23 protein-coding genes, 3 tRNA genes and 1 other RNA gene are annotated in these 25,263 nt (G+C 59.9%); 9 read left to right on the plus strand and 18 right to left on the minus strand.

Going from position 1 to position 25,263, the window contains the following annotated elements; genetic code table 11:
• Positions 1–181: 181 nt before the first annotated feature.
• A complete protein-coding gene (locus tag VXJ24_RS04745; RefSeq protein ID WP_330971773.1) occupies positions 182–463 on the minus strand; it encodes a hypothetical protein in 282 nt (93 codons plus the stop codon).
• Positions 464–641: 178 nt separating this feature from the next.
• On the opposite strand from VXJ24_RS04745, the gene VXJ24_RS04750 reads away from it, so the two are divergent.
• A complete protein-coding gene (locus tag VXJ24_RS04750) occupies positions 642–782 on the plus strand; it encodes a hypothetical protein (protein WP_330971774.1) in 141 nt (46 codons plus the stop codon).
• Between the two features lie 50 nt (positions 783–832).
• Here the strand turns inward: VXJ24_RS04750 and VXJ24_RS04755 are convergent, their stop codons facing one another.
• Positions 833–1,930 (minus strand): M24 family metallopeptidase, encoded by a 1,098-nt coding sequence (locus tag VXJ24_RS04755; protein ID WP_330971775.1) that lies wholly within the window; start codon positions 1,928–1,930, stop codon positions 833–835.
• 128 nt (positions 1,931–2,058) lie between these two features.
• On the opposite strand from VXJ24_RS04755, the gene sdaAA reads away from it, so the two are divergent.
• Positions 2,059–3,681 carry an L-serine ammonia-lyase, iron-sulfur-dependent, subunit alpha gene (sdaAA, locus tag VXJ24_RS04760; RefSeq protein ID WP_330971776.1) on the plus strand — a complete coding sequence of 541 codons (1,623 nt, stop codon included), beginning with the start codon at positions 2,059–2,061 and terminating at the stop codon, positions 3,679–3,681.
• Between the two features lie 71 nt (positions 3,682–3,752).
• Here the strand turns inward: sdaAA and VXJ24_RS04765 are convergent, their stop codons facing one another.
• Together VXJ24_RS04765 and VXJ24_RS04770 are read right to left on the minus strand one after the other, a co-directional pair.
• Positions 3,753–4,880 (minus strand): lysylphosphatidylglycerol synthase transmembrane domain-containing protein, encoded by a 1,128-nt coding sequence (locus VXJ24_RS04765; protein ID WP_330971777.1) that lies wholly within the window; start codon positions 4,878–4,880, stop codon positions 3,753–3,755.
• 18 nt (positions 4,881–4,898) lie between these two features.
• The gene (locus VXJ24_RS04770) at positions 4,899–6,176 is read right to left on the minus strand and encodes a lysylphosphatidylglycerol synthase transmembrane domain-containing protein (protein WP_330971778.1); all 1,278 of its coding nucleotides are present in this window, start codon (positions 6,174–6,176) and stop codon (positions 4,899–4,901) included.
• 261 nt (positions 6,177–6,437) lie between these two features.
• On the opposite strand from VXJ24_RS04770, the gene VXJ24_RS04775 reads away from it, so the two are divergent.
• From VXJ24_RS04775 to VXJ24_RS04785, 3 genes are all read left to right on the plus strand, one after another.
• Positions 6,438–6,511, plus strand: a tRNA-Gln gene (locus VXJ24_RS04775).
• A 3-nt stretch (positions 6,512–6,514) separates the two neighbouring features.
• Positions 6,515–6,591 (plus strand) — tRNA-Glu (locus VXJ24_RS04780).
• A gap of 33 nt (positions 6,592–6,624) precedes the next feature.
• Positions 6,625–6,701 (plus strand) — tRNA-Glu (locus tag VXJ24_RS04785).
• On the opposite strand, the gene VXJ24_RS04790 is transcribed toward VXJ24_RS04785, so the two are convergent.
• Entirely contained in the window at positions 6,689–7,678 is a 990-nt protein-coding gene (locus VXJ24_RS04790; protein WP_330971779.1) for an ATP-binding protein, read from the minus strand. The genes VXJ24_RS04785 and VXJ24_RS04790 overlap by 13 nt on opposite strands.
• Before the next feature lie 33 nt (positions 7,679–7,711).
• On the opposite strand from VXJ24_RS04790, the gene VXJ24_RS04795 reads away from it, so the two are divergent.
• Positions 7,712–8,179, plus strand: coding sequence for a hypothetical protein (locus VXJ24_RS04795; RefSeq protein WP_330971780.1), 468 nt, complete (start codon positions 7,712–7,714; stop codon positions 8,177–8,179).
• Positions 8,180–8,195: 16 nt separating this feature from the next.
• On the opposite strand, the gene VXJ24_RS04800 is transcribed toward VXJ24_RS04795, so the two are convergent.
• Positions 8,196–9,557 carry a CCA tRNA nucleotidyltransferase gene (locus VXJ24_RS04800; RefSeq protein ID WP_330971781.1) on the minus strand — a complete coding sequence of 454 codons (1,362 nt, stop codon included), beginning with the start codon at positions 9,555–9,557 and terminating at the stop codon, positions 8,196–8,198.
• A 125-nt stretch (positions 9,558–9,682) separates the two neighbouring features.
• On the opposite strand from VXJ24_RS04800, the gene VXJ24_RS04805 reads away from it, so the two are divergent.
• From VXJ24_RS04805 to VXJ24_RS04815, 3 genes are all read left to right on the plus strand, one after another.
• Positions 9,683–11,038 (plus strand): C1 family peptidase, encoded by a 1,356-nt coding sequence (locus VXJ24_RS04805; RefSeq protein WP_330971782.1) that lies wholly within the window; start codon positions 9,683–9,685, stop codon positions 11,036–11,038.
• Between the two features lie 65 nt (positions 11,039–11,103).
• Positions 11,104–12,567 (plus strand): C1 family peptidase, encoded by a 1,464-nt coding sequence (locus VXJ24_RS04810; RefSeq protein ID WP_330971783.1) that lies wholly within the window; start codon positions 11,104–11,106, stop codon positions 12,565–12,567.
• A gap of 127 nt (positions 12,568–12,694) precedes the next feature.
• Positions 12,695–13,300 (plus strand): HAD-IA family hydrolase, encoded by a 606-nt coding sequence (locus tag VXJ24_RS04815; RefSeq protein ID WP_330971784.1) that lies wholly within the window; start codon positions 12,695–12,697, stop codon positions 13,298–13,300.
• 6 nt (positions 13,301–13,306) lie between these two features.
• Here VXJ24_RS04815 and VXJ24_RS04820 read toward each other — a convergent pair whose 3' ends face one another.
• From VXJ24_RS04820 to murG, 12 genes are all read right to left on the minus strand, one after another.
• Positions 13,307–13,945, minus strand: coding sequence for an IMPACT family protein (locus tag VXJ24_RS04820; RefSeq protein ID WP_330971785.1), 639 nt, complete (start codon positions 13,943–13,945; stop codon positions 13,307–13,309).
• Between the two features lie 85 nt (positions 13,946–14,030).
• Entirely contained in the window at positions 14,031–15,473 is a 1,443-nt protein-coding gene (locus tag VXJ24_RS04825; protein ID WP_330971786.1) for a radical SAM/SPASM domain-containing protein, read from the minus strand.
• Positions 15,474–15,625: 152 nt separating this feature from the next.
• An RNA gene (rnpB, locus tag VXJ24_RS04830) (RNase P RNA component class A) lies at positions 15,626–15,975 on the minus strand.
• 221 nt (positions 15,976–16,196) lie between these two features.
• Positions 16,197–16,934, minus strand: a complete 738-nt coding sequence (locus VXJ24_RS04835; protein ID WP_330971787.1) for a DivIVA domain-containing protein — start codon at positions 16,932–16,934, stop codon at positions 16,197–16,199.
• Between the two features lie 59 nt (positions 16,935–16,993).
• The gene (locus VXJ24_RS04840) at positions 16,994–17,254 is read right to left on the minus strand and encodes a YggT family protein (RefSeq protein WP_330971788.1); all 261 of its coding nucleotides are present in this window, start codon (positions 17,252–17,254) and stop codon (positions 16,994–16,996) included.
• A gap of 15 nt (positions 17,255–17,269) precedes the next feature.
• Entirely contained in the window at positions 17,270–18,004 is a 735-nt protein-coding gene (locus tag VXJ24_RS04845; RefSeq protein ID WP_330971789.1) for a cell division protein SepF, read from the minus strand.
• 35 nt (positions 18,005–18,039) lie between these two features.
• A complete protein-coding gene (locus VXJ24_RS04850; protein ID WP_330971790.1) occupies positions 18,040–18,765 on the minus strand; it encodes a YggS family pyridoxal phosphate-dependent enzyme in 726 nt (241 codons plus the stop codon).
• A 26-nt stretch (positions 18,766–18,791) separates the two neighbouring features.
• On the minus strand, positions 18,792–19,595 hold the full coding sequence (locus tag VXJ24_RS04855; RefSeq protein ID WP_330971791.1) for a purine nucleoside phosphorylase YfiH/LACC1 family protein: 804 nt from the start codon (positions 19,593–19,595) through the stop codon (positions 18,792–18,794).
• Positions 19,596–19,604: 9 nt separating this feature from the next.
• Complete coding sequence (gene ftsZ / locus VXJ24_RS04860) at positions 19,605–20,753, minus strand: cell division protein FtsZ (RefSeq protein WP_330971792.1); 1,149 nt, start codon at positions 20,751–20,753, stop codon at positions 19,605–19,607.
• Between the two features lie 484 nt (positions 20,754–21,237).
• Positions 21,238–22,626 (minus strand): cell division protein FtsQ/DivIB, encoded by a 1,389-nt coding sequence (locus tag VXJ24_RS04865; protein WP_330971793.1) that lies wholly within the window; start codon positions 22,624–22,626, stop codon positions 21,238–21,240.
• A 49-nt stretch (positions 22,627–22,675) separates the two neighbouring features.
• Entirely contained in the window at positions 22,676–24,097 is a 1,422-nt protein-coding gene (gene murC, locus VXJ24_RS04870; protein WP_330971794.1) for a UDP-N-acetylmuramate--L-alanine ligase, read from the minus strand.
• Between the two features lie 40 nt (positions 24,098–24,137).
• Positions 24,138–25,262 (minus strand): undecaprenyldiphospho-muramoylpentapeptide beta-N-acetylglucosaminyltransferase, encoded by a 1,125-nt coding sequence (gene murG, locus VXJ24_RS04875; protein ID WP_330971795.1) that lies wholly within the window; start codon positions 25,260–25,262, stop codon positions 24,138–24,140.
• Position 25,263 lies beyond the last annotated feature (1 nt).

Consider the following 25,263-nt stretch of genomic DNA (forward strand, 5'->3'; position numbering starts at 1 on the left):
GCGTTCAGCGCAGAGCCCCGCAGTCCTTCCTCCAGTCAGGAATGCTTTGTCGGAGCCGAATCCAGATAAAGACGGCGTGGGGTGGCTCCTTAGCAAGACGCCTTGCCATATCTGCTGTCTTGTTTCTGCACTACGTGCTGGTTCTATGCCGAATCTGCACTCCGATAAACTGCCGGAGAGTCTATTTCTTCCTATCTGAAATATAGCCAAGAATATCCAGGACAAGTGCAATGACAAGAAAAAGGGTCATGGCCCAGAGACAATTCATGCGACTCGTTTCATCGCCCAGATAAGCGAAGTAACCAGCCATGCATGCCGCAGCAACCGCTGCCACCTGGAACACAATTCGCACTATGCCCATTCTTGTCATTGAAATCACTCGGTTCGCCAGTCCTCGCTGATCTCCAATGACTTGAAAGACCCTTCTGATCGGATCAGGTCGTGCATGGTCTTTCTCTTGCACCACATCTTTTCAGAAAATGCTTGGCAATATATTAATCAGCTTTCAGAATCAAAAACACGAAAGAGCCTCCATCCGCATCTTCCATCTTCCATCGGCAAGCGGCATGAAGCATCTGACGCTCATCAAGAGCATCTATACGGAAAGGACGTATGGGCCTGAGCCGTATAAAGGCGATGTGGTGGAGGACGAAGCCTGGTTCTGCAAGAAGGATGCCGTGATAGGCGGCGAGCATAGGACGGCGTACAGCCTCTGGCATATCGAGACATACGGCTTGCTTATCGAGGCCGGCCAGAGATTTCGGTATCCTGGAGTCCCGTGACCGGCCTCGGAAACGAAGCAACAGGCTGCACTGAAAGGCTCAGATGCTCGCTAAAGCTCGATCAGATGGTCCGTGATGAAGGTCAGGCGCTCGTAGCCACCGTCGCAGATGAGATAGTCATCCTCCTGGCGCACGCCGCCAAGTCCCGGCACATAGATGCCCGGCTCGATAGTCGTTATCGTCCTCGCCTCATACGGCGTCTCGTCGTTTCCATTGATGAACGGCAGCTCATGGATATCGAGGCCGAATGAGTGGCCGAAGCCATGGGGCGTCACATAGCCTGCTGCCTTGATCGGCGCCTCGATCGCCTCGTGGAGCTCCTTCCTAGTAAGGCCTGCATGGAGGGCTTCCTGGCCAGCCTTCTTGGCCTCGCACACCACATCGAAGATATGGTAGAGCTCGGCGTCGGCGCCCTTGCCGACAGCGACCGTGCGCGTGATGTCGGAGCAGTAGCCGTGGTAGCGCGTGCCGAAGTCGATCGTTACGAAGTCGCCCTTCTGGATCACGCGGTCGGAGATGCTTGCATGCGGGCAGGCGCCATTGACAGGACCGGAAGCGACAATCGTGTCGAAGCACATGCCGGAGCCGCCGTGGCTGCGGAACTGATGCTCGAGCTCGTCTGCGACATCCTTCTCCGTCACGCCCGGACGGATGGAGTCAAGCAGGGCATAGAACGAGAGCATGGAGATGCGGCAGGCCTCGCGGATCGTGTCGAGCTCCTGAGGCGTCTTCTTCGCACGCATCTCGGTGAGGTAGGCAGGAGCCTCCTTGTATTCGCCTTGCGGGTAGCGGCTCTGCATGCCGAGGAAGTCCTTGTAAGTAAGGTCTGCCCCGTAGATGCCGACGGTCTTGGGTGCCAGCTTTGCAAGCACCATGCCCGCATTCTCGCAGTAGCTGTGCGTCCTCTTCCGCCAGAGCACGCACTCATAGCCTTCCGTTTCCTCGGCGACCTGCGTCGTATAGCGGGAGTCCGTGACAAAGCTCGAACCTTCGGGAGACAGCACGACGACCGCGACGCCTGCCTCGCCCGTGAATCCCGTGAGGTAGGAGATGTCAGCACCCGCCGGAATGACGAGGGCATCGAAGCCGTCTTCTGCCATCCTGCGCAGGATCTCTTCCCTGCGCCCTGTATAGATGCTCCTGTCCATGTCTGCATCCTTTCTCTTTTTGATATGCCTCATCCATTGTGATGCTCTGCTGTTTCAGGCAGGAAACTTATCTGAATGCCTGCCAATATCCACGATTCCTGTGTTCCTGTCTTGCCAAGACAATCTCAATGAGCCACGATGGGGCATGCCTATTTCCAGAATGTTTCGAGAGGAATGGATCTGTGCATACCTCTGCCTTCGAGATACTTGGCCCCATCATGGTCGGCCCTTCATCCTCCCATACGGCAGGAGCGCTGAGGATTGCCCTCGTCGCACGCTCCTTGGCACCCTCACCGGTCGTACGTGCTGACATCGTCTGCTACAACTCCTTCGCACGCACGCACAAGGGCCACGGTACTGACCAGGCGCTTGTCGCAGGCCTTCTGGGAATGCTTCCCGACGATGTCCGTGTCAGGGACTCCCTCGAGATTGCGCGCGATCGCAACCTTATGGTCTCCATCGTTGAGGGTCCCGACGGCGTGATGCCGCATCCGAACACGGCATCCATCTCCATGCTCTGCGCAAGCGGCTCCACCTTCGAGGTAACGGGAGAATCCGTCGGCGGCGGCCGCATCCGCATCTCCTCGATCAACGGCGTGCATGTCGAAATCACCGGCGACTACCCGACCCTTTTCGTCTCGCACTATGACAGGCCAGGCGTCCTGGCAGCGCTTACCGGTGCCCTCTCCTCAGCCTCCGTCAATATCGCGACGATGCGCACGTTCCGCCAGTCGAGGGGAGGCCGTGCCTACACGGTCTTCGAGACGGACGAGCCGGTGCCCGAAGAGCTTGTGGATACCTGCCAGGAGCGTCCTGACATCATCTTTGCTTCTTCGGTGAGCATCCCCGGAGCCTCAGGCGTCTCCCCCGACACGGCACTTGCCCTGGACTTTGCGACAGGACGCGAGCTCGCAGACCTCTGCTCTGCCCGCAACGCTTCCATAGCGGATATCATGCGCGCCCGCGAGGCTGAGCTTCTGGGAAGCCAGGAGGCAGCTGATGCAGAGATGGAGAAGGTGCTTGCCACCATGAAAGAAGAGACGCACGACACGATCGAGCACCCCGTGCGCTCGCTCGGCGGCTTCCTCTTCGGCCAGGCAGCAAAGGCGGCTACCTCCTCTCCCGAGCTTCTGGGAGGTGCCCTCACGCGTGCAACTGCCTATGCGATGGCAGTGCTTGAACGGTCGAGCGCTATGGGCGTGATTGTTGCAGCACCGACAGCAGGTGCCTCAGGCGTCGTGCCCGGAGCTGTCCTAGCCGCAGCAGAAGAGCTCGGAAAGGACGACAAGGAGATATCTCAGGCACTCTGGACCTCCTCTGCCATCGGCGCCCTCATTGCTGCCAACGCAAGCGTCGCCGGCGCCGAAGGCGGCTGCCAGGCAGAGGTCGGCACCGCGAGCGCTATGGCGGCAGGAGCGCTCACAGAGCTTCTCGGTGGCACGCCGGAAGAGGCGCTCGCAGCAGCTTCCATTGCAATCGGAAACCTCCTCGGCCTTGTCTGCGACCCGGTGCAGGGACTCGTCGAGTATCCCTGCCAGCTCAGGAATGCGATCGGTGTTGCCTCAGCCATGAGCGCAGCGCAGCTTGCACATGCCGGCATCAAGGCACCCCTTCCCTTCGATGAGGTCGTGGATGCAATGGCAAAAGTCGGTCATGCCCTACCCAAAGAGCTCAGGGAGACCGCTCTGGGCGGCCTTGCCGCAGAGCCTTCAGCCCTGCGGGGATGCGCTTCCTGCGGAGCCTGTGCGTAGGGAGAAGCGCACAAGATGCAAGGAAGACGCCTGCCCATGCAGACGCCTTCCTTTTTTCATGTCCAAGCTTTTCAGTACCTGCGGCTCTTGCCGGCACCGTGTGCAATCTCGTTCCACCTCTGGTAGAGCGACTGCTCCTTCCTGCCCGAATGCAGGTTCAGAAGAGGGATTGAAAGGAAGATCGGGCCGATATAGGAGACGGCACGCCACATGATGAAGCCAGCGGTCGTGAGCGTGCCGAAGGTCGGCCCCAGGAAGATGTTCCAGGCCACATCGACGCCTCCCGTGCCGCCTGGCAGAGGCACGGCAGCGCCGACCATCTGGACGAGAGCGCAGAGCTCAATCGAGGCAATGGGATTCAGGTCGCAGCCGAAGGCATTGGCGACAAACCAGGGAATCAGGTAGAGCAGCGTCAGCTGGATGTAGTTGATCACGAGCGTGACGAGGATGCCCTGGCGGCTGTTCGTGGCACGCCTGAAGGCAGCGGAGAGCTCCCCCACCTCGTTGTTGACAAAATGATAGGCACGGCCATAGTCCTTGAGCCAGCCGCGCTTCGAGATCCACTTGACGGCAGCATTGCCGAAGTGCATGACCTGGTTCGGGAAATAGCAGACAGCAAGCTCGCCGAGGATCTTCAAGAGCCCGATGGCCCAGGCGATGAGCGCAAGGAAGATCAGGTTGCCGTAGGAAGCCTGGAAGGCGACGAAGCCGACAAAGAGGATGACAGCACAATAGCTCACGGATGCAATCTGCTGCGTGATGCCGCGGGTCAGCTGCGTTGCGGTTGCTTCTCCGGCATCGAGGCCCGCGTTCGTGAGGCGCAGGATCTGCGCCGGCACAGATCCGATCATGGCAGGCGTGAGGTTTCCGAAGAACGTACCAGAGGCCTCGACGCTCATGAGGTCGCGGATGCCGACAGGAGAGTCACGGTCGAGCCAGACTGCCACCGCATAGGCTGCGACGCCTGCGATGTAGTAGAGGACATAGCAGATGACCGCAGCAACGATCCAGCTTGTCTCGAGCTCATGGAGCGACGTCAGGAAGGTCTCCATCTGCCCTGTGACGATGAGGTCGAGGACATAGAAGAGGACGACACCTGCGAGGAACAGCATGCCCTTGAAGGCACGGCCCTTGTTCTCGGCAGAGTCCTTGCCAGGCTGCGACGCCGCCTGCGTCTTTCTGCTCTTTCCGAATGCCATATGACAAAGCCTTTCTGGCTAACGCTTCTTTCTCTGGGTGCTGCGCTTCTCCTGGGCAACGCGCCGCTTGATCGTGGTACCAGACATCGAGACGCCGGCGCTCCTGCCCCCGCCATGTGTGAGGTCCTGCCAGCGCTGGTAGATGCTTCTTGTCCTGTTCGTGGTCTTGAGGCTCAGGAGCGGTGCTGCCAAGATTGTGGGCGCGATGAACGTGACGAGGCGCCAGATCAGGTATCCTGCCGTCGCAGACGAACCGAAGAGGCCTCCATAGAACATGAAGAAGCCACCCTCAGCACCTCCGGTACCACCCGGAAGCGGCACAGCCGAGGAGACCATCTGCACCATGGAGCCAGCAGCCAGGCAGTCGAGGAAGTCCGCTTGAACACCGAAGGCATTGAGCACGAACCACGGAATCATGTAGAGGCTGGCAAGCTGTGCCATGGTCACGGCAAGCGTCAGGAGCATCGAGGGCCAGTCCTTTGCTGCCGTCTTGAAGGCATCGGAGAACTGCATGACCTGAACGTTCACGACCTCGGTCCAGTGGTCGACATCCTCCTGCTTCTTGAGGATTCCCACGCGCTTGCAGAAGCGGATAGCTGCCATGCCCGCACGCATAACGAAGCGGGGACAGAGGCAGATCACGAAGAGCGCGATGAGCTCGAGCATGTGCACGCCGAAGACGATGAGGTTCAAGATCACGATATCGCCGTAGGTCTCGAAGAAGAACTCGAGCTTGGCGGCAAGCATGATGGCAGCAAAGAGCACGACACCGAACTGGAACATGATGAAGCGGGTGAACTGGGTAGCAGAAGCTTCGCCCGGATCGAGTCCTGTCTTCGTGAGGCGCACGATCTGCGACGGGACCGATCCTGCCATCATCGGCGTGAGGTTCCCGAAGAAGACGCCCGATGCCTCGACGCTCATGAGGTCGCGGATGCCGACGGGAGAGTCATGGTCGATGAAGACAGCAATCACGTAGGCAAGGACGCCGAAGACGAAGTAGAAGCCATAGCAGAGGCAGGCAAGCCAGACCCAGTGCGTATCGACCGTCGAGAGCGCATCGAGGAACTGCACCATCTGTCCCGAGAAGACAAGATAGACGATATAGAGGGCAACGACACCAGCCAGGAAGAGCGCACCCTTGCGTGCGCTTGCCTTCTGGTCCTCGTTTCCTTCTGCCTGGATATGTCCTGTCGAGACCTTGAGCTTCGGCATGGAGCTTACATGGGGCTTGCCAGTACGGGAAGCAGATGTCTTCGTGGCCGAGCCTGCATGCGTGCCATCAACTTTGGCCATCCATATCCTTCCCTCGCTCAGCTCTCTTTGTGCTGCCACACTATCATACCCGCCACACGTCCAATCGATCTGGACGCAGATAGTCAGCAGCCAGACACCATAGGCAGAGCCAATCTTGGATGGCTATCGAACTTGTGGCGAGATTGTGGTGGAGCGGGGGTCCAGAGCGACTTTTTGCCCAATTTGCAGAATGTCGTTGCACACCCCCACCCTCTGCGGTATAGTTCTTTCTCGCGCCGATGAAGCGCACGCACGACCTCTTGGGATATCGTCTAACGGTAGGACAGCGGATTCTGGTTCCGTCAATGGGAGTTCGATTCTCTCTATCCCAGCCATCTGGCCCGTTCGTCTAGCGGTTTAGGACGCCGCCCTCTCAAGGCGGAGATCAGCAGTTCGAATCTGCTACGGGCTACCAGATTTTCCTCGGCCACTTGCTGGCCTTACATATGGCCCGTTCGTCTAGCGGTTTAGGACGCCGCCCTCTCAAGGCGGAGATCAGCAGTTCGAATCTGCTACGGGCTACCAAATGAGATGCGCTCCGGTTTCCGGAGCGCTTTTCTTTTTGTCTTCTTCCCTCTGTCCTCAATACAGGCCACTCGCCCATTTCCCGCCTTAGCCCATTTGAATCTGCGGCATGCCATCTCATTCTTCGTAGAGCCTCTCTGCATCCACGAAGGCCCACTCTGGACCAAGCGTCCCAGCAAAGCCCGCTGAAATCTGGTCCTTCGTGAACAGGCCGTAGCGAACCGTGTCGTAGCCCGATATGAGCTGTGCCCTCCGCACAAGCTCCTGCGTTGCTTTTCCCGCATCGAATGAATTCCGCCACTTGCATTCTCCGACGAAGAGCTCGCGGCGGCGCTTGCTGCCTGCCACGACATCGATGCCTGTCTGCCCCTTTCTGGCAGGGTCTGCTCCCCACCAGCTTCCGAATCTGACAGGTCGCCCTTCTTGGCTTGAGCGATTGTCCATTCAAGGCAGATTGTCTCGAACCAGTGCCCGACATAGGTAGGGATGCCATTTCCTTCGAAAAGCTCACGGGCCTCGAGCTCTCCGGCATCCATCTCGATTGCATCCATAGCCGGCTGCACGAACCGATACCAGAAGGAGAAGACAGGTTCCGAGATGCAGCAGATGCCTTTGCGTGACTTTTCACGGGGCTCGCCGTACGGAACCTTCTTCTCGACGAACCTCATGGACTGAAGCGTCTTCAGGTACCTGCCGACAGGGCCTCGGTCTTCGCCGATCCTGCCTGCAATCTCCTGTGGCTTGTTGGCACCTGCAGCTATGGCATCAAGCACGGAGCTGTAGATGGCTGGCTCATGCAATTCCTGCCGAAGAAGCATCATCGGCTCCTCATAGAGCAGCCCTTCCTTTCTGAAGAACAGCCGCTCTGCATTTGCCTTCAGGCTCTCTGACGCATGTATCATTGAGAGGTAGTACGGCGTGCCGCCAAAGACCGCATAGAACTCGACAAGCTCAGTGCTGGAGAGCCCGGGGAGCATGAGCGCAGCATCCCGATACCCGAAAGGTCCGAGATGGATCTGGGCAGTCCGGCGGCCGAAAAGCGGATTCTTCTCCCCGAGGCTGTCTTCGTCTGTGTCTCCGAGCACCTTCTCTTCCATGAAGCCCTGATTCGAGCCTGTAAGGATAAGGAAGATGCCGGTCTCCGGAAAGAGCCGGTCGCAAGCAATCTGAAACGTGGAGATGAGGCTTGCATTGCGCTTTGCGGCATAGAGGAATTCATCGAAGACAAATACAAGATGCGTGTCTTTCGCCTGCTGGGCAATGAATGCAAGTGCAGCATCCAAATGTATCTTTGCTGTGAAGACAAGTGCAGGCTTGTCTCTGGCAAACTCTTTCGTGAGGGCAGTCTTGCCGACACGACGCCTGCCATAGAGGACGACCATCTGGAAGCCGCTCTAGGCATAGAGCCGCTCGAGCTCACCGAGCTCATGCTGGCGTCCGACAAACATGCAGCTTCATCTTTGCATAATCTTGATTAGCTTAATCTAGATTATGCTATTTGCATTCTTGCATGCGAATTCGTCGGGCTTCGGCAAGAAGTGTCTCGCACTCATTGGCAACATCGCCTGCAACGACATGAGAGAAGAGCGCTTTCAGAATCTTGCCGAGCTCGGGTCCTGCCGGCATCTCGAGCTCATCCATAAGATCGGAGCCACCAACCGCAAGCTCCTGGACGCGCAGCGGCGCCTTTGCCTGTGCAAGTGCCCTGATATCGTTTCGCACCCCATCGATTGCTTTCAGCATCTCATGCGCATGGCATCTATCCAGCTCTTTGAGCGAGGCTTCAGTCAGAAGATGGGCCTGCATATAGGTCGCCACAGCGAGAGCGAGTGCTATGCCGCGATGGCTGCAGGCACGCTCTGCCGCCACCGCAAGCCCGTAGCTCTGCCGCCTTGTCCAGGAAGGCTCTTTCTCCATCTCCTCCAGCACTTGCGCCCCGAGCTTCAGGATGGCCGCTGCCTCCTGGGCCGTATCGACGCCTATTGCCATCCTCTTGAGTGCACGCTTTGCTGCCTTGGGGCCAGCCTCCGAAAAGAGTGCCGCCCACCTGAGAGACGAGGCTGCTACGCCACCTGAAAGCTCCTCCACGGCAGCAAGGCATGCTGCCGTGCGCGCATACGAGACCTCATCGAGCTGCTCGAGCTCAGGCGCAGCGGCACGCATGACTTCTGGCTCTGCCATGAGCGCCCAGGAGGTCCTGCCTGAAGCAAGGATGCCAGCAATCTCCTGTCCGCGACGCTCCTGCGCAATCTCCTTGAGTTCTGATGCGCATGCCACAAGCGCCTTCTGCGTCTGGGCCTCTATCGCAAAGCCGAAGCGTGCTGCAAAACGCACCGCACGCAGGATCCTGAGCGCATCTTCGGAGAAGCGCCTCTTCGGGTCGCCGACGGCACGGATGAGGCCATGTGCAAGGTCTTCCCTTCCGCGGAAGGGATCGAGAAGGCCACGCTCCGGATGCCATGCCATTGCATTGATCGTAAAGTCGCGGCGGGCAAGGTCCTCCCGGACATTGTCTACGAAGGTCACGGAGTCCGGGTGCCTCATGTCGGTATAAGCGCCCTCCGTACGGTAGGTCGTGCACTCTATCGGCTGGCCGCAGACGATAGCGGTCACGGTGCCATGCTTCGTTCCCGTCTCATGCACCTCGATGCCGGAGCCGCGCAAGACCCGCTCCGTCTCCTGCCAATGGGCCGATGTGGTGATGTCGACATCGTGGGCAGCGTCTCCCCGGAGGGCATCCCTCACCCAGCCGCCGACGATCCATGCTTCATATCCTGCATCCTCAAGAGCCGAAAGCACCCTTTCGGCATACTCCGGCAGAAGCTCCGGGGCGATTGCTGATGCACTCTGATCCATGGATGGCCCTTCCTCGAAAGCTCGTTTTCCACAGTGTAGCTGCTGCGCATCCCCACGAGACGTACGGCATGCCAACGCATACTCTGATATGCTTATATGCTGTAACAAATCAGAAAGGTGGAACTATGGACGAGATGCGCTCTGTCACAGCTGATGACATTGCAAATTCCTATGACAACTTCGTGAGCGACCGCGCGAACCTCATCGCGAAGAATGCCGTGAGCTCGAACGGCATCAGGCAAGCAGCAAGGACCCCCGAAGGCGTCGCTGCCAACACCATGACCTTCGATATCGAGGTCCAGCAGGGCGACCGCTGCAATCAGGAGCGCTCAGGCCGCTGCTGGATGTTCGCAAGCCTGAATACGATGCGCTACCGCACAATCAAGAAGTACAACCTCAAGACCTTCGAGCTCTCTCAGGCCTATCCCCTCTTCTGGGACAAGCTCGAGAAGTCGAACTGGTTCCTCGAGAACATCCTGGATACGCTCGACGAGCCGCTCTCGGGACGCCTCGTCTCCTATCTTCTCCAGGATCCGATCGGCGACGGCGGCCAGTGGGACATGTTCAAGTCCCTCATGAAGAAGTACGGCGTCGTGCCGAAGGAGGCCATGCCCGAGACTGCCTGCTCCCGCAATACCCGCGAGATGGATTCCTACCTCACGCGCTATCTCCGCGGTGCTGCGAAGCGCCTGCGCGAGTCCTATGCAGCAGAGGTCTCCGCTGACGACCTGAGGTCCATGAAGAAGGAGATGCTCGACGACGTCTATCACCTGCTCGTGACCTGCCTCGGCGAGCCGCCCAAGAGCTTCGAGGTACGTCTGCGTGACAAGGACGACAAGCTCGCCCTCACAGGCACCTTCACCCCGCAGGAGTTCTTCGCAACTGCTGTCGGCATGAACCTCGATGACTATATCTCCCTCATCAGCGCCCCGACGGCAGACAAGCCCTTCATGCACACCTATACGGTTGCCCGTCTCGGCAATGTCTTCGAGGACCACGGCGTCCGCTACCTGAACCTTCCGGCAGACGAGCTCAAGCGTGTCGCTATCGCCCAGCTCAAGGACGACCTGCCCGTGTGGTTCGGCTGCGACGTTGCCCAGAGCTACCTCCAGAAGGAGGGCATCATGGATACCCGTGCCCTCGATGTGGATACGCTCTTTGGCTTCCCGGTCGAGGGATGCATGACAAAGGCAGAGCGCCTCGACTACGGCGAGAGCCTCATGACGCACGCAATGGTGCTCGAGGGCGTCAATCTCGACGCTGACGGCAAGCCGACGCTCTGGAAGGTCGAGAACTCCTGGGGCAAGGACCATGGCCGCGACGGCTTCGACACCCTCTCCGACCCCTGGTTCGACGAGTATGTCTACCAGGTCGTCGTGGACAAGAAGTATCTGACGGATGAGGAGCGCGACATCTTCGACCACGAAGAGGCCACTGTCCTCGAGCCGTGGGATCCCATGGGCTCTCTCGCCCAGTGCTAGCTAGCCAATCTGCAGCCTCCCGCCCGGGGAGGCTGCTTTCGGACAAAAGGAGTGGTTTTACCTCTATGGGCAAATCAATTGACCCTGACTGGGCCGCACAGGAAGCATCCGACTTCGCACAGAGCCGTGCAAACCGCATTGCACGCAATGCGGTGACGGCCACGAACGTGATGCAGGCAGCCCGCGATACATCGGCCATGCGCACCTACCATGACACGTACGGCATCTCCGTGCCGAAGACGGCCGAGATCACGAACCAGCGCCAGAGCGGCCGCTGCTGGATGTTCTCTGCCATGAACGTTGCCCGCCATGCCACGATGAAGTACCTCGATGTCGACACGTTCGAGTTCTCCCAGGCCTATGGCATGTTCTACGACAAGCTCGAGAAGGCAAATGCGATGCTCGAGCGCATCATCGCGACGAGGGACCTTCCCTTCGACTCCCGCGAGGTCTGCTACATCCTGGACGATGGCATGAGCGATGGCGGGTACTGGCCCTTCGCCATGAACCTCATCAAGAAGTATGGCCTCGTCCCCAAGGACGCAATGCCCGAGACCGCCTGCTCCAAGAGCTCTTCCGAGATGGATGCCCAGCTCGAGCGCCTGCTCCACCGCGATGCAGGAATACTCCGCAAGGCAGCAGCAGACGGCGTCGACGAGGATCTGCTCCATGCCCAGAAGGACGAGATGCTCGACGAGGTCTACCGCGTGCTTGCCATCTGCCTCGGCGAGCCGCCACAGCACTTCGACCTCGAGGTCAAGGTCGGCCCTGCCTGCCAGGCTGAGGAGTCCAAGATTTCTGAGGTCGCACCGACGCCGAAGGACCTTGGCGCCAAGGGCGAGGATGAGGACAAGGCAGCGAAGCCTGTCAGGATCCTCCGCGATTTCGGCCTCACGCCGCTCGAGTTCGCCGCGCACTATGTGCCGTTCGACCCCGATGACTATGTGAACCTCGTCTCGATGCCGGGAGACACGAGGCCCTATGGCCATGTGTATCACCTGACGCTCACCGACTCCGTGATCGACGGCACGCCGATCCGTCTCCTCAATGTCGCTCCCGAGGTACTCGATCAGGCTGCCATTGCAAGCCTCAAGGCCGGCATCCCCGTCTCCATGTCCTGCGATGTCATGCAGAACTTCCCGCGCCACATCGAGGACTTCAAGTATGTCCTCTCGCTCGACGGTGTCGATATGGACGGCCTGTTCGATGTCGACTTCGATATGGACCGTACCTCGATGCTCGATATGCGCGAGACGAGCCTCACGCATGCAATGACATTCCAGGGAGTCGAGCTCAATGAGGACGGCACCCCGAAGGCCTGGAGGATCGAGAACTCCTGGGGCAAGGAGCAGGGCAAGGATGGCTACCTCATCGCATCTGCCGGCTGGTTCCACCTCTACGGCGGCGAGGTCATCGTGAAGCGCGAGTTCGTGGACGATGAGACCTTGAAGATGTGGGACGAGCTTCCCGCAGAGGATGTCACGCCGTGGAGCGGCCTTGCTGCCGGCTTCGCGAAGAAGCGCCTCTAGGCACAGCACCCCATATATGCACCGAGAGCCCTGGCATCTGCCGGGGCTCTTTTCAGCTGCAGGGAGTCCTGCGCTCCCCCTTGCGCTACCATCGGATATGACTCATCTGCACGGGAAAGGGAGCTCCATGATAGAGAATGTGGTCTTCGACCTCGGCGGCGTCCTCATGCACTTCGATCCGATCGGCTTCTCCCGCCTGTTCACGGACACGGAGGAGGATGCCGAGCTCATCTGCCGGGCGCTTTTCAAGAGCCTGAACTGGGCCTATCTCGATGCGGGCGCCATCTCAGAAGACGCTGCCCTCCTCATCGCGAAGTCGAAGCTGCCGGAGCGTCTCCATCCGAACGTCGAGCAGGCTCTGGCAGAGTGGGACCTCAAGCGCACGCCCATCCAGGAGACGAACGATCTTGCCGCGAAGATCAAGCAGGCGGGCTACGGCGTCTATATCCTCTCGAATGCCAGCGTCCGATTCCCCCGCATCGTCGAGCGCATCCCTTGCCATGATTCCATAGATGGATGGATGGCATCGGCGTTCGAGCATATCGTGAAGCCCGACCCTGAGATCTATCGCCGCTTCTGTGAGCGCTTCGATCTTGCACCTGAGTCCTGTGCCTTCACGGATGACAACCAGGACAACATCACGGGAGCCCTTGCAGCAGGCATGAGAGCCCATCTCTTCCGTGGTGCAGACGAGCTCGAGGATTGGCTCAAAGATGAAGGCCTGAAGCTTTAGAGAGCCTCAGAATTCGGCAAAGCGGGTCTTTAGGGCATGGGCCCGCTCCTCGCCCGCCGCAAGCTCCTTGAGCGCCGCCAAAAACGGCTCTTCCTCCCCGCTCCTGAACGCGAGCGTGAGCTGCACATCGGCCGAGAAGATGGAGTCGGTGACCTTGCCGCCGGCATCTTCTGCCATGCGCCGCACCCGCTCATAGGCGCTATAGGGAATCTCTGCCACGACAGGCGTCACGAGCGTCATCTCGATGATGGAGCCTGCAGTCCGAGCTGCCTCGACGGCTGCCTGGGCTGCTGCTGTATAGGCGCGCACAAGCCCGCCTGGTCCCAGCAGGGTCCCTCCGAAATAGCGGGTCGTTACGCAGCAGACATCCTTGAGGCCCGCCCCTTCGAGCACCTCGAGTGTCGGCATGCCAGCTGTCCTCGATGGCTCCCCATCGTCCGAGCAGCGCTTCCTGCCATCTGCGAAGATCCAGGCAGGCACCTGGTGGCGGGCATCGAAGTAGTGGGACTTGACCTCGGAAAGGAATTCGTGAGCCTCTGTCTCGGATGTGCAGGGGCGTATCTCCGCGATGAAGCGGCTCTTGCGGTCCGTGAACTCGCCTATGGCAGAAGTGCCTGCCTTGAGCGTCTGGTAGCTCTCCATCATGCTCCATCTCTAAAAAAGCAGGGCCCAGCAACTGCTTGGGCCCTGCCAGCAATGCACTGCTTTGCAGCCTATTCTAGGCGTTCTCTTAGGCGTTCTTCTCGATCCAGCTGTTGGGATCTTTGCCCTCGGCCGCAAGACGGTCGGAGAGGCGGCCCTTCGGGCTTGCAGACCAGATCGGAGCAGACGCCTTGGCCCAGCGCTCGGCTGCTGCCTTCGTCTTGCTCTCGAGCTCGTCGACATCCTCAGGATGCGTGTAGTCCGTGGACTTGGCACCCGTCTCGTGCACCATCTCGGAGAGGGCACCAGGATTGTCGAGAAGCGGGCACGGCCTCAGCATGTTCGGGTTGAACGGCTGGTGTGTCTGGTAGCTCTTGAAGAGCGGGCTCTTGTAGCACTCGAGGAGCGTCTTCTCGCGGATGTTGGAGTCGGAGTAGTGGATGAAGGCGCAGGGCTCTGCGTCGCCGCCTGCGTTGATATGGAAGTAGCGGCGGGCGCCTGCAATGCAGCCACCCGTGTATTCGCCGTCATTCCAGAAGTCTGCGAAGAAGATGGGCACATTCTTGCGCCAGTCGTCGCGCACCTTGTGATACATGCCCTCACGCTGCTCTGCCGTGGCAAGAAGCTCGACAGGAGAGCCCAGGCCGACCGGCATGTACGTGAAGATCCAGGCGAAGAGCACGCCCTTGTCGACGAGGAACTGGACGTATTCGTCAGAGGTGACGGAGTCATAGTTCTGGGACGTGTAGCAGATGGAGGCGCCGAACGGAAGCCTGCGCTCGCGGAGCAGGTCCATGGCATGGACGACCTTGTCGTAGGTGCCGGGGCCGCGGCGGGAGTCGGTTGCCTCGCGGTTGCCCTCAATCGAGAAGGCCGGCATGAAGTTCTTCACGCGCAGGATCTCGTCCGCGAACTCCTCGTCGACGAGCGTGCCGTTCGTGAAGGCGCTGAAGTAGCAGTCAGGGTGCTTCTCGCAGAGGCGGATAAGGTCCTTCTTGCGCAGTGTCGGCTCGCCGCCCGTGAAGAGGTAGATGTAGGTGCCGAGCTCCACGCCCTGCGTGATGATGGAGTCAAGCTCATCGAACGTGAGGGACTTCTGCTTGGAGTCCGTGTAGTTCGCAGCCCAGCAGCCGTTGCAGTGGAGGTTGCAGGCCGTCGTCGGGTCCATGAGGATGGCCCAGGGGCAGTTGCAGCCTTCCTTCTGGTTGATCTCGCGCTGGCGGTAGCCACCGAGCGTGACGGAGTTCACGAAGAAGTTCTGCACGAACGTGCGGGCGACTTCCTTGTCGACGTTGTCGATAACGTTCTGGACAAGGCGGCGCCAGTTGTTGTCAGGATCCTTCATGAAGCCCATGACCATGTTGAACAGGCGCAGCTGTGCTGCATTGATGTTGTCGCCTGAGCCGGCGAACTTGTTGATCATGGACTCGACCTTTGGCAGATTGCCATCGAAGTCGTCATAGAGCATATCGAATGCCTGGTTGACGGCGATGCTGATGGCCTTCGCCTTGATGGTGTCGAGCAATGCCATACCCAATCTCCTTTATACGGCGTCCCCATACAGAATGCGCACCATTGTACGCTTATCCGTAGCAATTCCTCCGTGGATGACGCATCCCGCCATACAGGCGGCATAAACGGCACCTCAGCACACTGAATTTTCGTAAAGGCTATTACATAAAAGTGCGAAGTGGGCCTATGAGCCGGGTTCTGTCGTGGACAATCATTTATCTACGAATGCCGTTGCCGGCACCCTCTAGCGCGCAACCCGAGCGCGGTGCGGGCCACACCATAGCGCTCCTATTTGCGTTTGCTCCGGAAGGGGCTTGCCAAGCCGCCGTGTTGCCACGACGCTGGTGGTCTCTTGCACCACCGTTTCAGCTTTTCTCTCACCTCGAAGAGGCAGCGGGAGTCTTCTTTTCTGCGGCGCTTTCCGTCGGGTCGCCCCGCCTGGCCGTTAGCCAGCTTCCTGCCCTGTGGAGCCCGGACTTTCCTCATGACCCAAAGGGTCCCGCGATTGTCTGGCCCACTTCGCAGGAGAGATTGTAGCATGCAGGAAGCTGCAAGTACCTGAGCTCCCTCCCCTCCCCAGAAGTCCACATCAAAGAAACCTAGCAGGACGAGCAGCATCGTCTGCTGAGCAGAGGGACCATCAGGAGCTGCCATGCTGCATCCATACAGGAAGAGCCTGCCGAAGGAAGGGTTTCTGCAGGCTCTATAAGAATATATTCCAAATCCTAGGAAAAAGATGAAACTAATCGAGATCGTCCACGTTGACGCCCGGCGTGAAGGTCGGAGCAGAGGTCAGGACGGTCTTGTCAGCAGGTGCCGAAGCAGGCGCTGGTGCGGGTGCCGGAGCCGGTGCAGGCGTAGCGGCCTGAGCGGGTGCCGGTGCGGGAGCCGGTGCAGGCGTCGAGACAGGTGCTGCCGTGACGGAGACGGAGACCTTCTTGCCGGTCGTCGGGAAGACGGCGTCTGCGTCGTCCATGAAGTGCTGGAGCAGGTTCTTGTACTCTGCACGGAAGTCCTCGCGGGACTGCTTCAGGCGGTCGATCTCGTCCATCTCGTTCTGCTTCTCGGCAAGAGCCTGACGGATGACCTCGCGGGCCTTCTGGTCTGCCTCAGTGCGGATCTCGTTCGCGGAAGCCTTTGCGTCGGCGACGATCTTGTCTGCGCTCTGCTGGGCGACGATGAGGACCTTGGAGATCTGCTGCTCGGAAGCGTTCAGTGCAGGAGCAGGTGCCGGTGCCGGAGCGATCGGCGCGATGGCGGCAGCGCCCTTCTGGGCCTGCAGCGTCTCGATCTGTGCCTGGGCGGCAGCGAGCTGCTGCTCGGAGCTGTTGAGGCGGCTCTTGAGGTCTGCGATCTTCTGGAGCATTGCGTCGACTTCGCCGGAGAGCTGCTCGAGGAAGGCGTCGACCTCTTCCGTGTCATAGCCGTGCTTGGAAGGAGAGAATGTCAGCTGTTCGATATCCGCAGGAGTGATAGCCATCTTGATACCTTTCTGTTATCCACGACACCGTTTGAATTATTGCGCTGTCAGTGAGCCCGTTAGATCAGTGCCCGTACGATGAATTCCTCGACGGCTCCGAGAACCATGACCGCGATGACCGGCGAGAAATCGATTCCTCCGATCGGCGGGATGAACCTCCGGAAGAGGTTCAGGTACGGGAGCACGAGGCGTCCGAGAGCCTCGCTGATATCGTCTATAAGGCCACCCGGCTTTCTGGGAAACCAGGAAAGCAGGCACCAGACAATGATCAGGATCTCGTAGAAGTAGAAGAGCGAATAGACGAGGTTTGCGAGCTGCACGAGTTGGGTCTCCTGTTATTTCTTGAGGTCTCCGTCGGCGATGAGCTTGTCCACATCAGCCTTGGTAAGAGTTATACCCGCCGGGAGCACGCTGAAGACGGATTCGCCGAGCTGCTCGACTTCTCCACCAATGCCGCAGGCAAGGCCGAAGCTGAAGTCGAGGACACGCTTTGCCGTATCCATCGGCGTATCCGTGAGGACGAGCACGACTGGCTGGTTCGTGCGGACGCGGCGGATGACCATCTGCACGTCGTCGTAGGACTCCGGCTTCAGAATGTAGGGCGGAAGCTGGCCGGAGGTCACGCGCTGCACCGGTGCCGGCGTCTGCGGCTCGGAAGCGGCCGTATCCGTGTAGGAATCCTGATAGGAATCATGGCTCTCAGGATAGGTCGTGCGCGGTGCGTAGGCAGGATCGGGTGCCGGCGTCTGGGCATAGCCATGGCCCGCAGAATAGGCGGACTCGGTCTTCTGCTGCTGGGCGAATCCTGCACCGGCATTCGATGCTACCGGGCGGCCGGAGCGGGTGTAGACCGAGACGCTCTCAGCCTCGGGGCGCGGCGTGTTGCCGAGAAGGCCGGAGCCTTCGGTCCTCTGGGGCTGCGTGGAGGAACCACGGCGGCGGGAGGAGCGGGGCTCGGGATCGGAGACAGCGTTGCCGTCGTCGTAGTAGCCGTCGTCGTAGCCCTCATCATAGTCGTCGTAATTGTCATTGCCGCGGAAGCGGTCCTTGAGATTGTCCAGGAAACCCATGTCCTTGCCTTCCTACCTCTATGCTGCGTTCTTCGTTACTTCAGTTCGTAGTCAGGGCTGAACACCACTCTGCCCAGCCTAATAAGGGTCGAGCCTTCCTCGAGAGCAATCGGAAAATCGTCACTCATTCCACAGGAAAGCTCAGCGAGACTTAAAGAAGTGCGCTGCCTCAGGTCTTCGGCCAGCTCGCGCAGGCCAGAGAACGTGCGGCGGGCTGCATCGGGATCGTGTGCTGGCGCCATCGTCATGAGTCCCTCGATCTCAATCCCTGACAGTGCAAGCAGGCCATCCAGATTCTCGACAAGCTCTGCCGGCGCAAATCCCGACTTGCTCTCTTCCCCGGAGACATTGACCTCGAGGAGCACCTTCGAGACCAGGCTGCGCGCCAGAGAGTGCTTCGAGATGACTTCCGCCAGATGAAGCGACGAGACCGACTGGATGAGGCCAACCTTCCCGACCACCATGTTCACCTTGTTGGTCTGGAAGTTGCCGATCATATCGAAGCGGACGCCTTCCATCTCAGGATGCCCGTCGAGCGCTTCGAGCTTGCGGCGAAGCTCCTGGGGGCGGTTCTCTGCAAAGACGCGGTACCCTGCCTTCCAGGCCTGAGCGACCTCGTCAGGCCCGACCGTCTTCGAGACGGCAGCGAGCGTGAACTTTGCATCCGCTCTTCCGGAACGCTTGAGCGCTTCATCTGCGATCTCCAGGATGCGGGATCTCCGCTCTTCGAGAAACTTCAGATAGGCTTCTTCGTCTTCCATACATCCACCCCCCAAAAGCGTCTGTATCAGGATGCAAGATATGCAAGTGCACCGTGGCGGCCACAGTGCCCGCCTTCGGCACGATAGGAATAGAACCTGTCCGTCGCCCGTGCCGTGGAGATGCCGCAATCCACTATGGATTCCTCCCCCATCCCTGCGCCTTCAAGCGCGAGGACGATGGCACGTGCAAGGTCGAGACGGTGTCCGGGAAGCGCCACGCTCTCGTCGAACGTGTCGACGAAGCGCGCGAGGAGCTCTTCCGAGACCTCGTAGTCAGGACCTGCGATGTGGGGCCCGATGTAGGCGACCGCAGAGGAAGCATCCTCCTCTGTCGCCGCAAGGAGCTTCACGAGTGCCTTGGCTGCGATGGAGGCTATCGTTCCCCGCCAGCCCGAATGGACGACAGCAAAGCCCTTCTCCGTAGCCAGGATGACCGGAACGCAGTCCGCATAGCAGAGAAGCACCGGCACCCCAGGAACCGTGCAGACAATGGCATCTGCGCCTTCACGGGCCTCTTTCTGGATGCGCGCGAGGCTCTCCTCATCTGCCGTATCCACAAGGAGCACCTTGTCGCCGTGCACCTGCTTCGGGTTCACGAGACGGTCAGGACTACCTTCATAGCCCAGAGCGGCAAGGGCGCGGGCCCTGTTCTCCGCAACATGCTCAGGCATATCCCCGCAAGCATCGCCCAGGTTGAGCGATGCGAAGACACCCTCGGAGACGCCGCCCGTGCGCTCGGTGAAGCCGAAGCACACCTGTCCCTCAGCGTGCCCATCCGTCAGGAACGACACACCAGAGACGCTCTTTCGTGTGAGAGACGGCGTTTCCATCAGGCTCTCCTACATGCGGGAGTGCTTCAGGAAGTCAGGGATATCGAAGCCCTGGTTCGCGTTCGAGGAGGAGTTCGTGCGGGAGCCAGCGTTCGAGCGGGCAGGTGCAGACGTCCTCGTAGCGGGCGTGGACGGACGCGACGTCGGACGGGAGCTCCTGCTCGAGCTCACGGAGTCAAGCGTCGGAAGGCTGTCGGAGTCGTTCTCGTCGAGGCCCGTCGCGATGACCGTAACGCGGACCTGATCGCCCAGGGACTCGTCGACGACGGTACCAAAGATGATGTTCGCATCGGGGTCGACGTTCTTTGCGACGATGTCTGCAGCGTCGTTGATCTCCTGGATGCCGAGATCCTTGTTGCCGGCAATGGAGAGCAGGACGCGCGTTGCGCCGTCGATCGAGGTCTCGAGAAGCGGGCTCGAGATGGCCTCCTCGGCCGCATCAGCAGCACGGGAGTCGCCGGAAGCGACGCCGATGCCCATCATCGCGGAACCGGAGTCCTTCATGATCGTGCAGACGTCTGCGAAGTCGACATTGATGAGGCCAGGGACCGTGATGAGGTCGGTGATGCCCTGCGTGCCCTGTGCGAGGACCTCGTCTGCCATGCGGAAGGCCTCGAGCATCGTGGTCTTCTTCTCGGAGAGGTCGAGCAGGCGGTCATTCGGAATGACGACAAGGGTATCGACGTTGGCAGCGAGGTTGTCGATGCCGCCGAGAGCGGACTGGGAGCGCCTGCGGCCCTCGAACGTGAACGGCTTCGTGACGATTGCGACGGTCAGGGCGCCTACGTCGTTCTTTGCGATGTCAGCAACGACAGGTGCTGCGCCGGTACCGGTGCCGCCACCCTCGCCAGCCGTGATGAAGACCATGTCTGCACCGGCAAGAGCGGCCTTGATGTCGTCCTTGCTCTCCTGGGCAGCCTGCTGGCCGACCTCAGGGTTGGCGCCAGCGCCGAGGCCCTTCGTGATGTCGGTGCCGATGTGGACCTTGATGTCAGCATCGGAGATTGCGAGTGCCTGGGCATCGGTGTTGATTGCGACGAACTCGACGCCGCGGATGCCCTCGTCGATCATGCGGTTGACGGCGTTCGTGCCACCACCGCCGACGCCTACGACCTTGATGACTGCGAGGTAGTTGCTGGGGATGTCGTTGTCGGTCATGGAAGTTCCTCCTTGCTTGGCGACGGGGCGTTTGTGGTCCGTCATGTCCATAGATCCGTTGCTGCTGCGTTCGTGCTGCGTTTGAGTGTCTGTGTCCTTCTTTGGTGCTGCGAGCTTTCGGCAAGTCGTTGGAGAAACCCTAACCCTCAAGTTAAGCTCAACGCCTCATCTAAAGCGGCATATATTTGCACAACGCCCCAACTTCCGTCAACACTTTTGTCAGAAATATGGATTGCGCAGGTAGATGCCTCAATTTACATGCGTTATAAGCTTAAAGCAGTACTTGATGGTTAGGGTTTTGAATCCTCATTCCTCGACCTTCAACCCTCGAGTCCGACCCTCGGCCTTACCTCTATCCTTGAGACTTTTCTGCCAGCACTCAAGCTGCCTGAGGCTTCGATGGGATGAGATCAGCCTCTCCGAAGGCACAAGAGAGGCCCGCTTCGATGAAGCGGGCCTCTCATAGCTCATTTCCTTAGATCTTCTAGGCTCCCGCAGAGCTCGTCGAGGACGACGTCATCCCTGTGCCGGTCGAGGATGCCGTACCCGAAGAGGTCATTCCGGAGGTCGTGCCTGAAGCCGTACCTGAGGTCGTTCCGGAAGAGGACGTGGTGCCGGAAGATGCCGTGCCCGATGTGGTGCCCGACGAGGTTCCTGCAGTCGTGCCAGAGGTCGCATCCGTCGACGACGTACCGGACGCTGTGGTGCCGGAGGCGCCTGTCGATGTCGTGGACGACGTATCGGTCGACGTCGTTCCGCTCGTGCTCGTGGAGCCGCTGTCAGAAGACGCCGAGTTCTCCGTCTCAGCCGTGACGCCTGTCCCCTGCCCGACCTTGTCGGAATCGACGCTCCTGTACGAGGGATTCGTAGGAACGCGGACATTGATATAGGTGACCTTGCCCGCATGCTCGGAGAGGATGGCCGTGATGGCAGTCTCCTTCGCAGAGATGTTCGTCGCGGCTCCCAGAGATACCTCCACACCGTTCGAGAGGAGGCAGGAGAGGCTCTCCATCGTGCTTGCCGAGAAGCTCACGATCTGCGACTTGAAGGAGGACGAGAAGCTGTTGAGATACGTGTTCACGGCGACGATCACATCGTCTGTCGCAGCAGAGCCTGCAACAGGCTGGACCGTGGCAGGGACATTGCTGATGAGGATGCAGCTCTGCGAGGTGGCAAGCGCCAGCGCCGCCTCCTCGGAGGTCTGTCCGCTCGAGCGGTCGAGCGTCACCGGCTCTATCCAGCAGCCATCGGACCCCAGATACCAGGCAACGCTTCCTGAGTTCATGAGGACAATGGCGGAGACCGAGCGCTCGTTCACGCTGATCGAAAGCGTATTGGGGAACTTGCGCTCGATATTGATCGAGGCGACCCAGGGGTTCTTCTTGATGTTCGTCTCGACAGCCTTCTCATCGACATTGAGAAGCGTCGTGCCCGCAGGAATCTGGGCAAGCTTTGCAATGGAATCCTGGCTCACATGGGCCGAGCCCTGCGTCTCGATGTCCGTGATCATGAAGGCAGGACTTACGGAGAGCAGGAGGAAGACGACAAGGGCGACCGATGCCAGAGCGATCGCGATGCCGCCGAAGAGGGCGACACGCGATACGAGCTCCTGGTGGTCGACATGCTTTTCCGGTCCGGGTGCCGCCTCGGTATCCTTGACCTTGTGGCCGAAGGTCGGGACCTTCTCGACCTTGTTCGGATTCTTGGCTGCCCTTCTGGAGCGGCGTGTTTCGTCCTTGAGCGACCTGCCGACGACGCTGTTGCCACGGGCTGGCGTGCCGCTTCCGCGCACGACAGAGCGCTTCATCTGAGGCACGCTCGAGCTCTGGCGCGGCGTCGCCTGCCTCTTTGTGGGACGCTGGCCTTTTGGCATGAACGTGCCTCCTTCCTGGCCTGGCTCTTCCCTGCTCAGGACCTGGCTGCTAGTCCTTCTGCTCTGCCTTCTCGTCACGCTCGGCAAGCGCCTTCAGGAATGCAGGGCCCATGCTCGTGACATCGCCTGCACCCTGGGTGATGACCATATCGCCCGGACGTGCAATCTCGACGAGGCGCTCGATGAGCTCCTTGCGGTTCGGCAGATACTCGACATCGCCCACATGGCCATGCTCGCGGACCTCGTTTGCGACCGTCTTGCCGGAGATGCCAGGAATCGGCATCTCGCCTGCCGAGAAGACATCCATCACAAGGAGGACGTCTGCCTTGTCGAAGGCCGTGCCGAAGAGCGGCGCCAGGGCCTGCGTGCGACTGTAGCGGTGCGGCTGGAAGACGACGATGATGCGCTTGAACTCGAGATCGGCAGCAGCAGAGAGCGTAGCTGCAATCTCGGTGGGATGGTGTCCATAGTCGTCGATCACGGTGATGCCGTCACGGTCGCCGACATGCGTGAAGCGCCTGCGAGCGCCCTGGAAGCTCGAGAGAGCCTTTGCTGCATCGTCGAGGTCGAAGCCGAGGACATCGGCCACGGCAAGCGATGCGGTGGCGTTCAGCATATTGTGCTTGCCCGGGTTCGCATGGATGACGATCTTCTCTGTCGTGCCCTTGGGCGTCTTCACCGTGAAGTGGCTCTCGAGCTGATGGTGCGTATCCTCTGGCTCGCACACATAGTCGTTCTCCGGCTTGAAGCCATAGGTCACGACAGAGCGTCCGGTCGACTTGGCAAGCTCCACATAGTGCGGGTTGTCGCCCATGATCACGATGGTGCCGGAATCGCCCACGAGGCTCATGAACTTGCAGAACGTCTTCTCGATGTTCTCGAGGGTGCCGTAGTGGTCGAGGTGATCCTCCTCGATGTTCGTGATGACGGCGATGTTCGGGTTGAGGTAGAGGAAGGAGCCATCGGACTCGTCTGCCTCGCAGACGAAGTAGCCGCCGTTGCCGTTCCTGCCGTTCGTGTCATAGCCCTCGACGATGCCGCCGATGAGGAAGGAAGGATCATTGCCCATGCGGTCGAGCATCGTGGCAATCATGGACGAGGTCGTCGTCTTGCCGTGGGTTCCGGCAACAGCGACCGTGCAGGCGCCATCAGAGAGTGCCGACAGCATGCGGGCGCGCGGCCACACGGGGATGCCAAGCTCGCGGGCACGCACAAGCTCCGGATTCGTCTCCGGGATGGCTGTGGAGATCACGACGACGTCAGGTGCGACCTCGTCGATCGTGCTTGCCTCATGTCCCACATAGACCTTCACGCCGGCGTTCTCGAGCTCGCGCACATAGCGCGATGCCTTGAGGTCGGATCCGGTCACTTTGCAGCCGCGCTCATGCAGCACGAGCGCAATGCCACTCATGCCTGCACCGCCGATGCCGATGAAATGCGCGCTCTTGAATGCGGAAGTTCCTTCAGCCATGTCTGGTCTCTCCTTCAAGACGTCCAAACTCTTCTATGCTCTAGGCTTTTGCCTGAGCAGCACGTTCCACTTCGTCTGCCAGGGCCGCAGCAGCATGTGCCTGCCCGAGCCCTTCCGCTGCCTTCCTCATCGCTCCGCGCTCCTCCGCGTTGTCGACAAGCGACAGGACCTCTTCGCGGAAGCGCTCGGTCTCGACCTCGGCATCCGGAAGCAGGTGTGCAGCGCCTGCATCTACAAGATAGTGCGCATTCGTCGTCTGATGGTCGGCAGTGGCCTTCGGATACGGAATGAGCAGGCTTGGCACCGCAAGGGCGGCAATCTCTGCAATCGAGGAGGCGCCAGCACGGGAAATCACGCAGTCTGCTGCCGCAAGCGCCTCGCCCATGTTCGAGATGTAGGGCTTCACCTGATAGCGCTTCTTCTCCTCTGGCGTGAGGGCAAGCGTCTTCTCGACGAACTCTGCGTCATCCTTGCCCGTCGAGTGCACGACATAGAGATCTTTCCTCGAGAGGAGCTCATCCTTCATCTCGCAGAGCGCCTCGTTCAGATGATGGGCACCAAGAGAGCCTCCAAAGACGAGGAGCATCCGTGCATCTTCCGGCACGCCGAAGGCACGCCTGCCATCGGTACGCGTCGCAGAGATGACGGAGCGCCTTACCGGGTTGCCCGTGACGACGACCTTCGTATCCTTGCCGAGCCTGCCTTCGAATGCAGGCATGGCCTCAGGAAGCGAGAGGCAGAGGGTGCGTGCGAATCCAGAGCACATCTTGTTCGCAAGGCCCGGCACCGAGTTCTGCTCATGGACGACGACCGGCACATCGTGCCTCGAGCACCAGCGCAGAAGCGGCATCTCGACATAGGCGCCGAATCCCACGGCGACATCGGGCACGCCCGTCTCTTGAAAATGGCTGCCGATTGCACGCTCTGCCTTTGTCATCCTCACGAATGCGGAGATGAGCGTCCAGGGGCGCTCACGGTCAAAGCCCGAGATCCTCGTCGGGAAAAAGTCAAAACCTGCCTCAGGCACAAGCGTTGCCTCGAGACGGTTCGGCTGCCCATAGAAGCTCACCTCGTGGCCACGGCGTTTGAGCTCCTCTGCAAGCGCAAGGGCTGGATTGATGTGTCCTGCAGTGCCACCTGCAGCAAGTGCGACCTTGAGTGCCATG

Origin of the sequence: Olsenella kribbiana, from assembly GCF_036408795.1 — a bacterium.
GTDB classification, from domain to species: Bacteria; Actinomycetota; Coriobacteriia; order Coriobacteriales; family Atopobiaceae; genus Olsenella_L; species Olsenella_L kribbiana.

What these genes read in the sequence shown, in the direction of transcription:
- VXJ24_RS04855 (WP_330971791.1), bottom strand. Translation starts at nt 19,595, where the DNA reads ATGGAAACGCCGTCTCTCACACGAAAGAGCGTCTCTGGTGTGTCGTTC.
- VXJ24_RS04820 (WP_330971785.1), bottom strand. Translation starts at nt 13,945, where the DNA reads ATGATGGAGAGCTACCAGACGCTCAAGGCAGGCACTTCTGCCATAGGC.
- VXJ24_RS04795 (WP_330971780.1), top strand. Translation starts at nt 7,712, where the DNA reads ATGGATCTGGGCAGTCCGGCGGCCGAAAAGCGGATTCTTCTCCCCGAG.
- VXJ24_RS04805 (WP_330971782.1), top strand. Translation starts at nt 9,683, where the DNA reads ATGGACGAGATGCGCTCTGTCACAGCTGATGACATTGCAAATTCCTAT.
- VXJ24_RS04755 (WP_330971775.1), bottom strand. Translation starts at nt 1,930, where the DNA reads ATGGACAGGAGCATCTATACAGGGCGCAGGGAAGAGATCCTGCGCAGG.
- murC (WP_330971794.1), bottom strand. Translation starts at nt 24,097, where the DNA reads ATGGCTGAAGGAACTTCCGCATTCAAGAGCGCGCATTTCATCGGCATC.
- VXJ24_RS04770 (WP_330971778.1), bottom strand. Translation starts at nt 6,176, where the DNA reads ATGGCCAAAGTTGATGGCACGCATGCAGGCTCGGCCACGAAGACATCT.
- VXJ24_RS04790 (WP_330971779.1), bottom strand. Translation starts at nt 7,678, where the DNA reads ATGCTCCCCGGGCTCTCCAGCACTGAGCTTGTCGAGTTCTATGCGGTC.
- VXJ24_RS04815 (WP_330971784.1), top strand. Translation starts at nt 12,695, where the DNA reads ATGATAGAGAATGTGGTCTTCGACCTCGGCGGCGTCCTCATGCACTTC.
- sdaAA (WP_330971776.1), top strand. Translation starts at nt 2,059, where the DNA reads ATGAGCCACGATGGGGCATGCCTATTTCCAGAATGTTTCGAGAGGAAT.
- murG (WP_330971795.1), bottom strand. Translation starts at nt 25,262, where the DNA reads ATGGCACTCAAGGTCGCACTTGCTGCAGGTGGCACTGCAGGACACATC.
- VXJ24_RS04835 (WP_330971787.1), bottom strand. Translation starts at nt 16,934, where the DNA reads ATGGCTATCACTCCTGCGGATATCGAACAGCTGACATTCTCTCCTTCC.
- VXJ24_RS04825 (WP_330971786.1), bottom strand. Translation starts at nt 15,473, where the DNA reads ATGGCATTGCTCGACACCATCAAGGCGAAGGCCATCAGCATCGCCGTC.
- VXJ24_RS04850 (WP_330971790.1), bottom strand. Translation starts at nt 18,765, where the DNA reads ATGGAAGACGAAGAAGCCTATCTGAAGTTTCTCGAAGAGCGGAGATCC.
- VXJ24_RS04765 (WP_330971777.1), bottom strand. Translation starts at nt 4,880, where the DNA reads ATGGCATTCGGAAAGAGCAGAAAGACGCAGGCGGCGTCGCAGCCTGGC.
- VXJ24_RS04845 (WP_330971789.1), bottom strand. Translation starts at nt 18,004, where the DNA reads ATGGGTTTCCTGGACAATCTCAAGGACCGCTTCCGCGGCAATGACAAT.
- VXJ24_RS04810 (WP_330971783.1), top strand. Translation starts at nt 11,104, where the DNA reads ATGGGCAAATCAATTGACCCTGACTGGGCCGCACAGGAAGCATCCGAC.
- VXJ24_RS04865 (WP_330971793.1), bottom strand. Translation starts at nt 22,626, where the DNA reads ATGCCAAAAGGCCAGCGTCCCACAAAGAGGCAGGCGACGCCGCGCCAG.
- VXJ24_RS04800 (WP_330971781.1), bottom strand. Translation starts at nt 9,557, where the DNA reads ATGGATCAGAGTGCATCAGCAATCGCCCCGGAGCTTCTGCCGGAGTAT.
- ftsZ (WP_330971792.1), bottom strand. Translation starts at nt 20,753, where the DNA reads ATGACCGACAACGACATCCCCAGCAACTACCTCGCAGTCATCAAGGTC.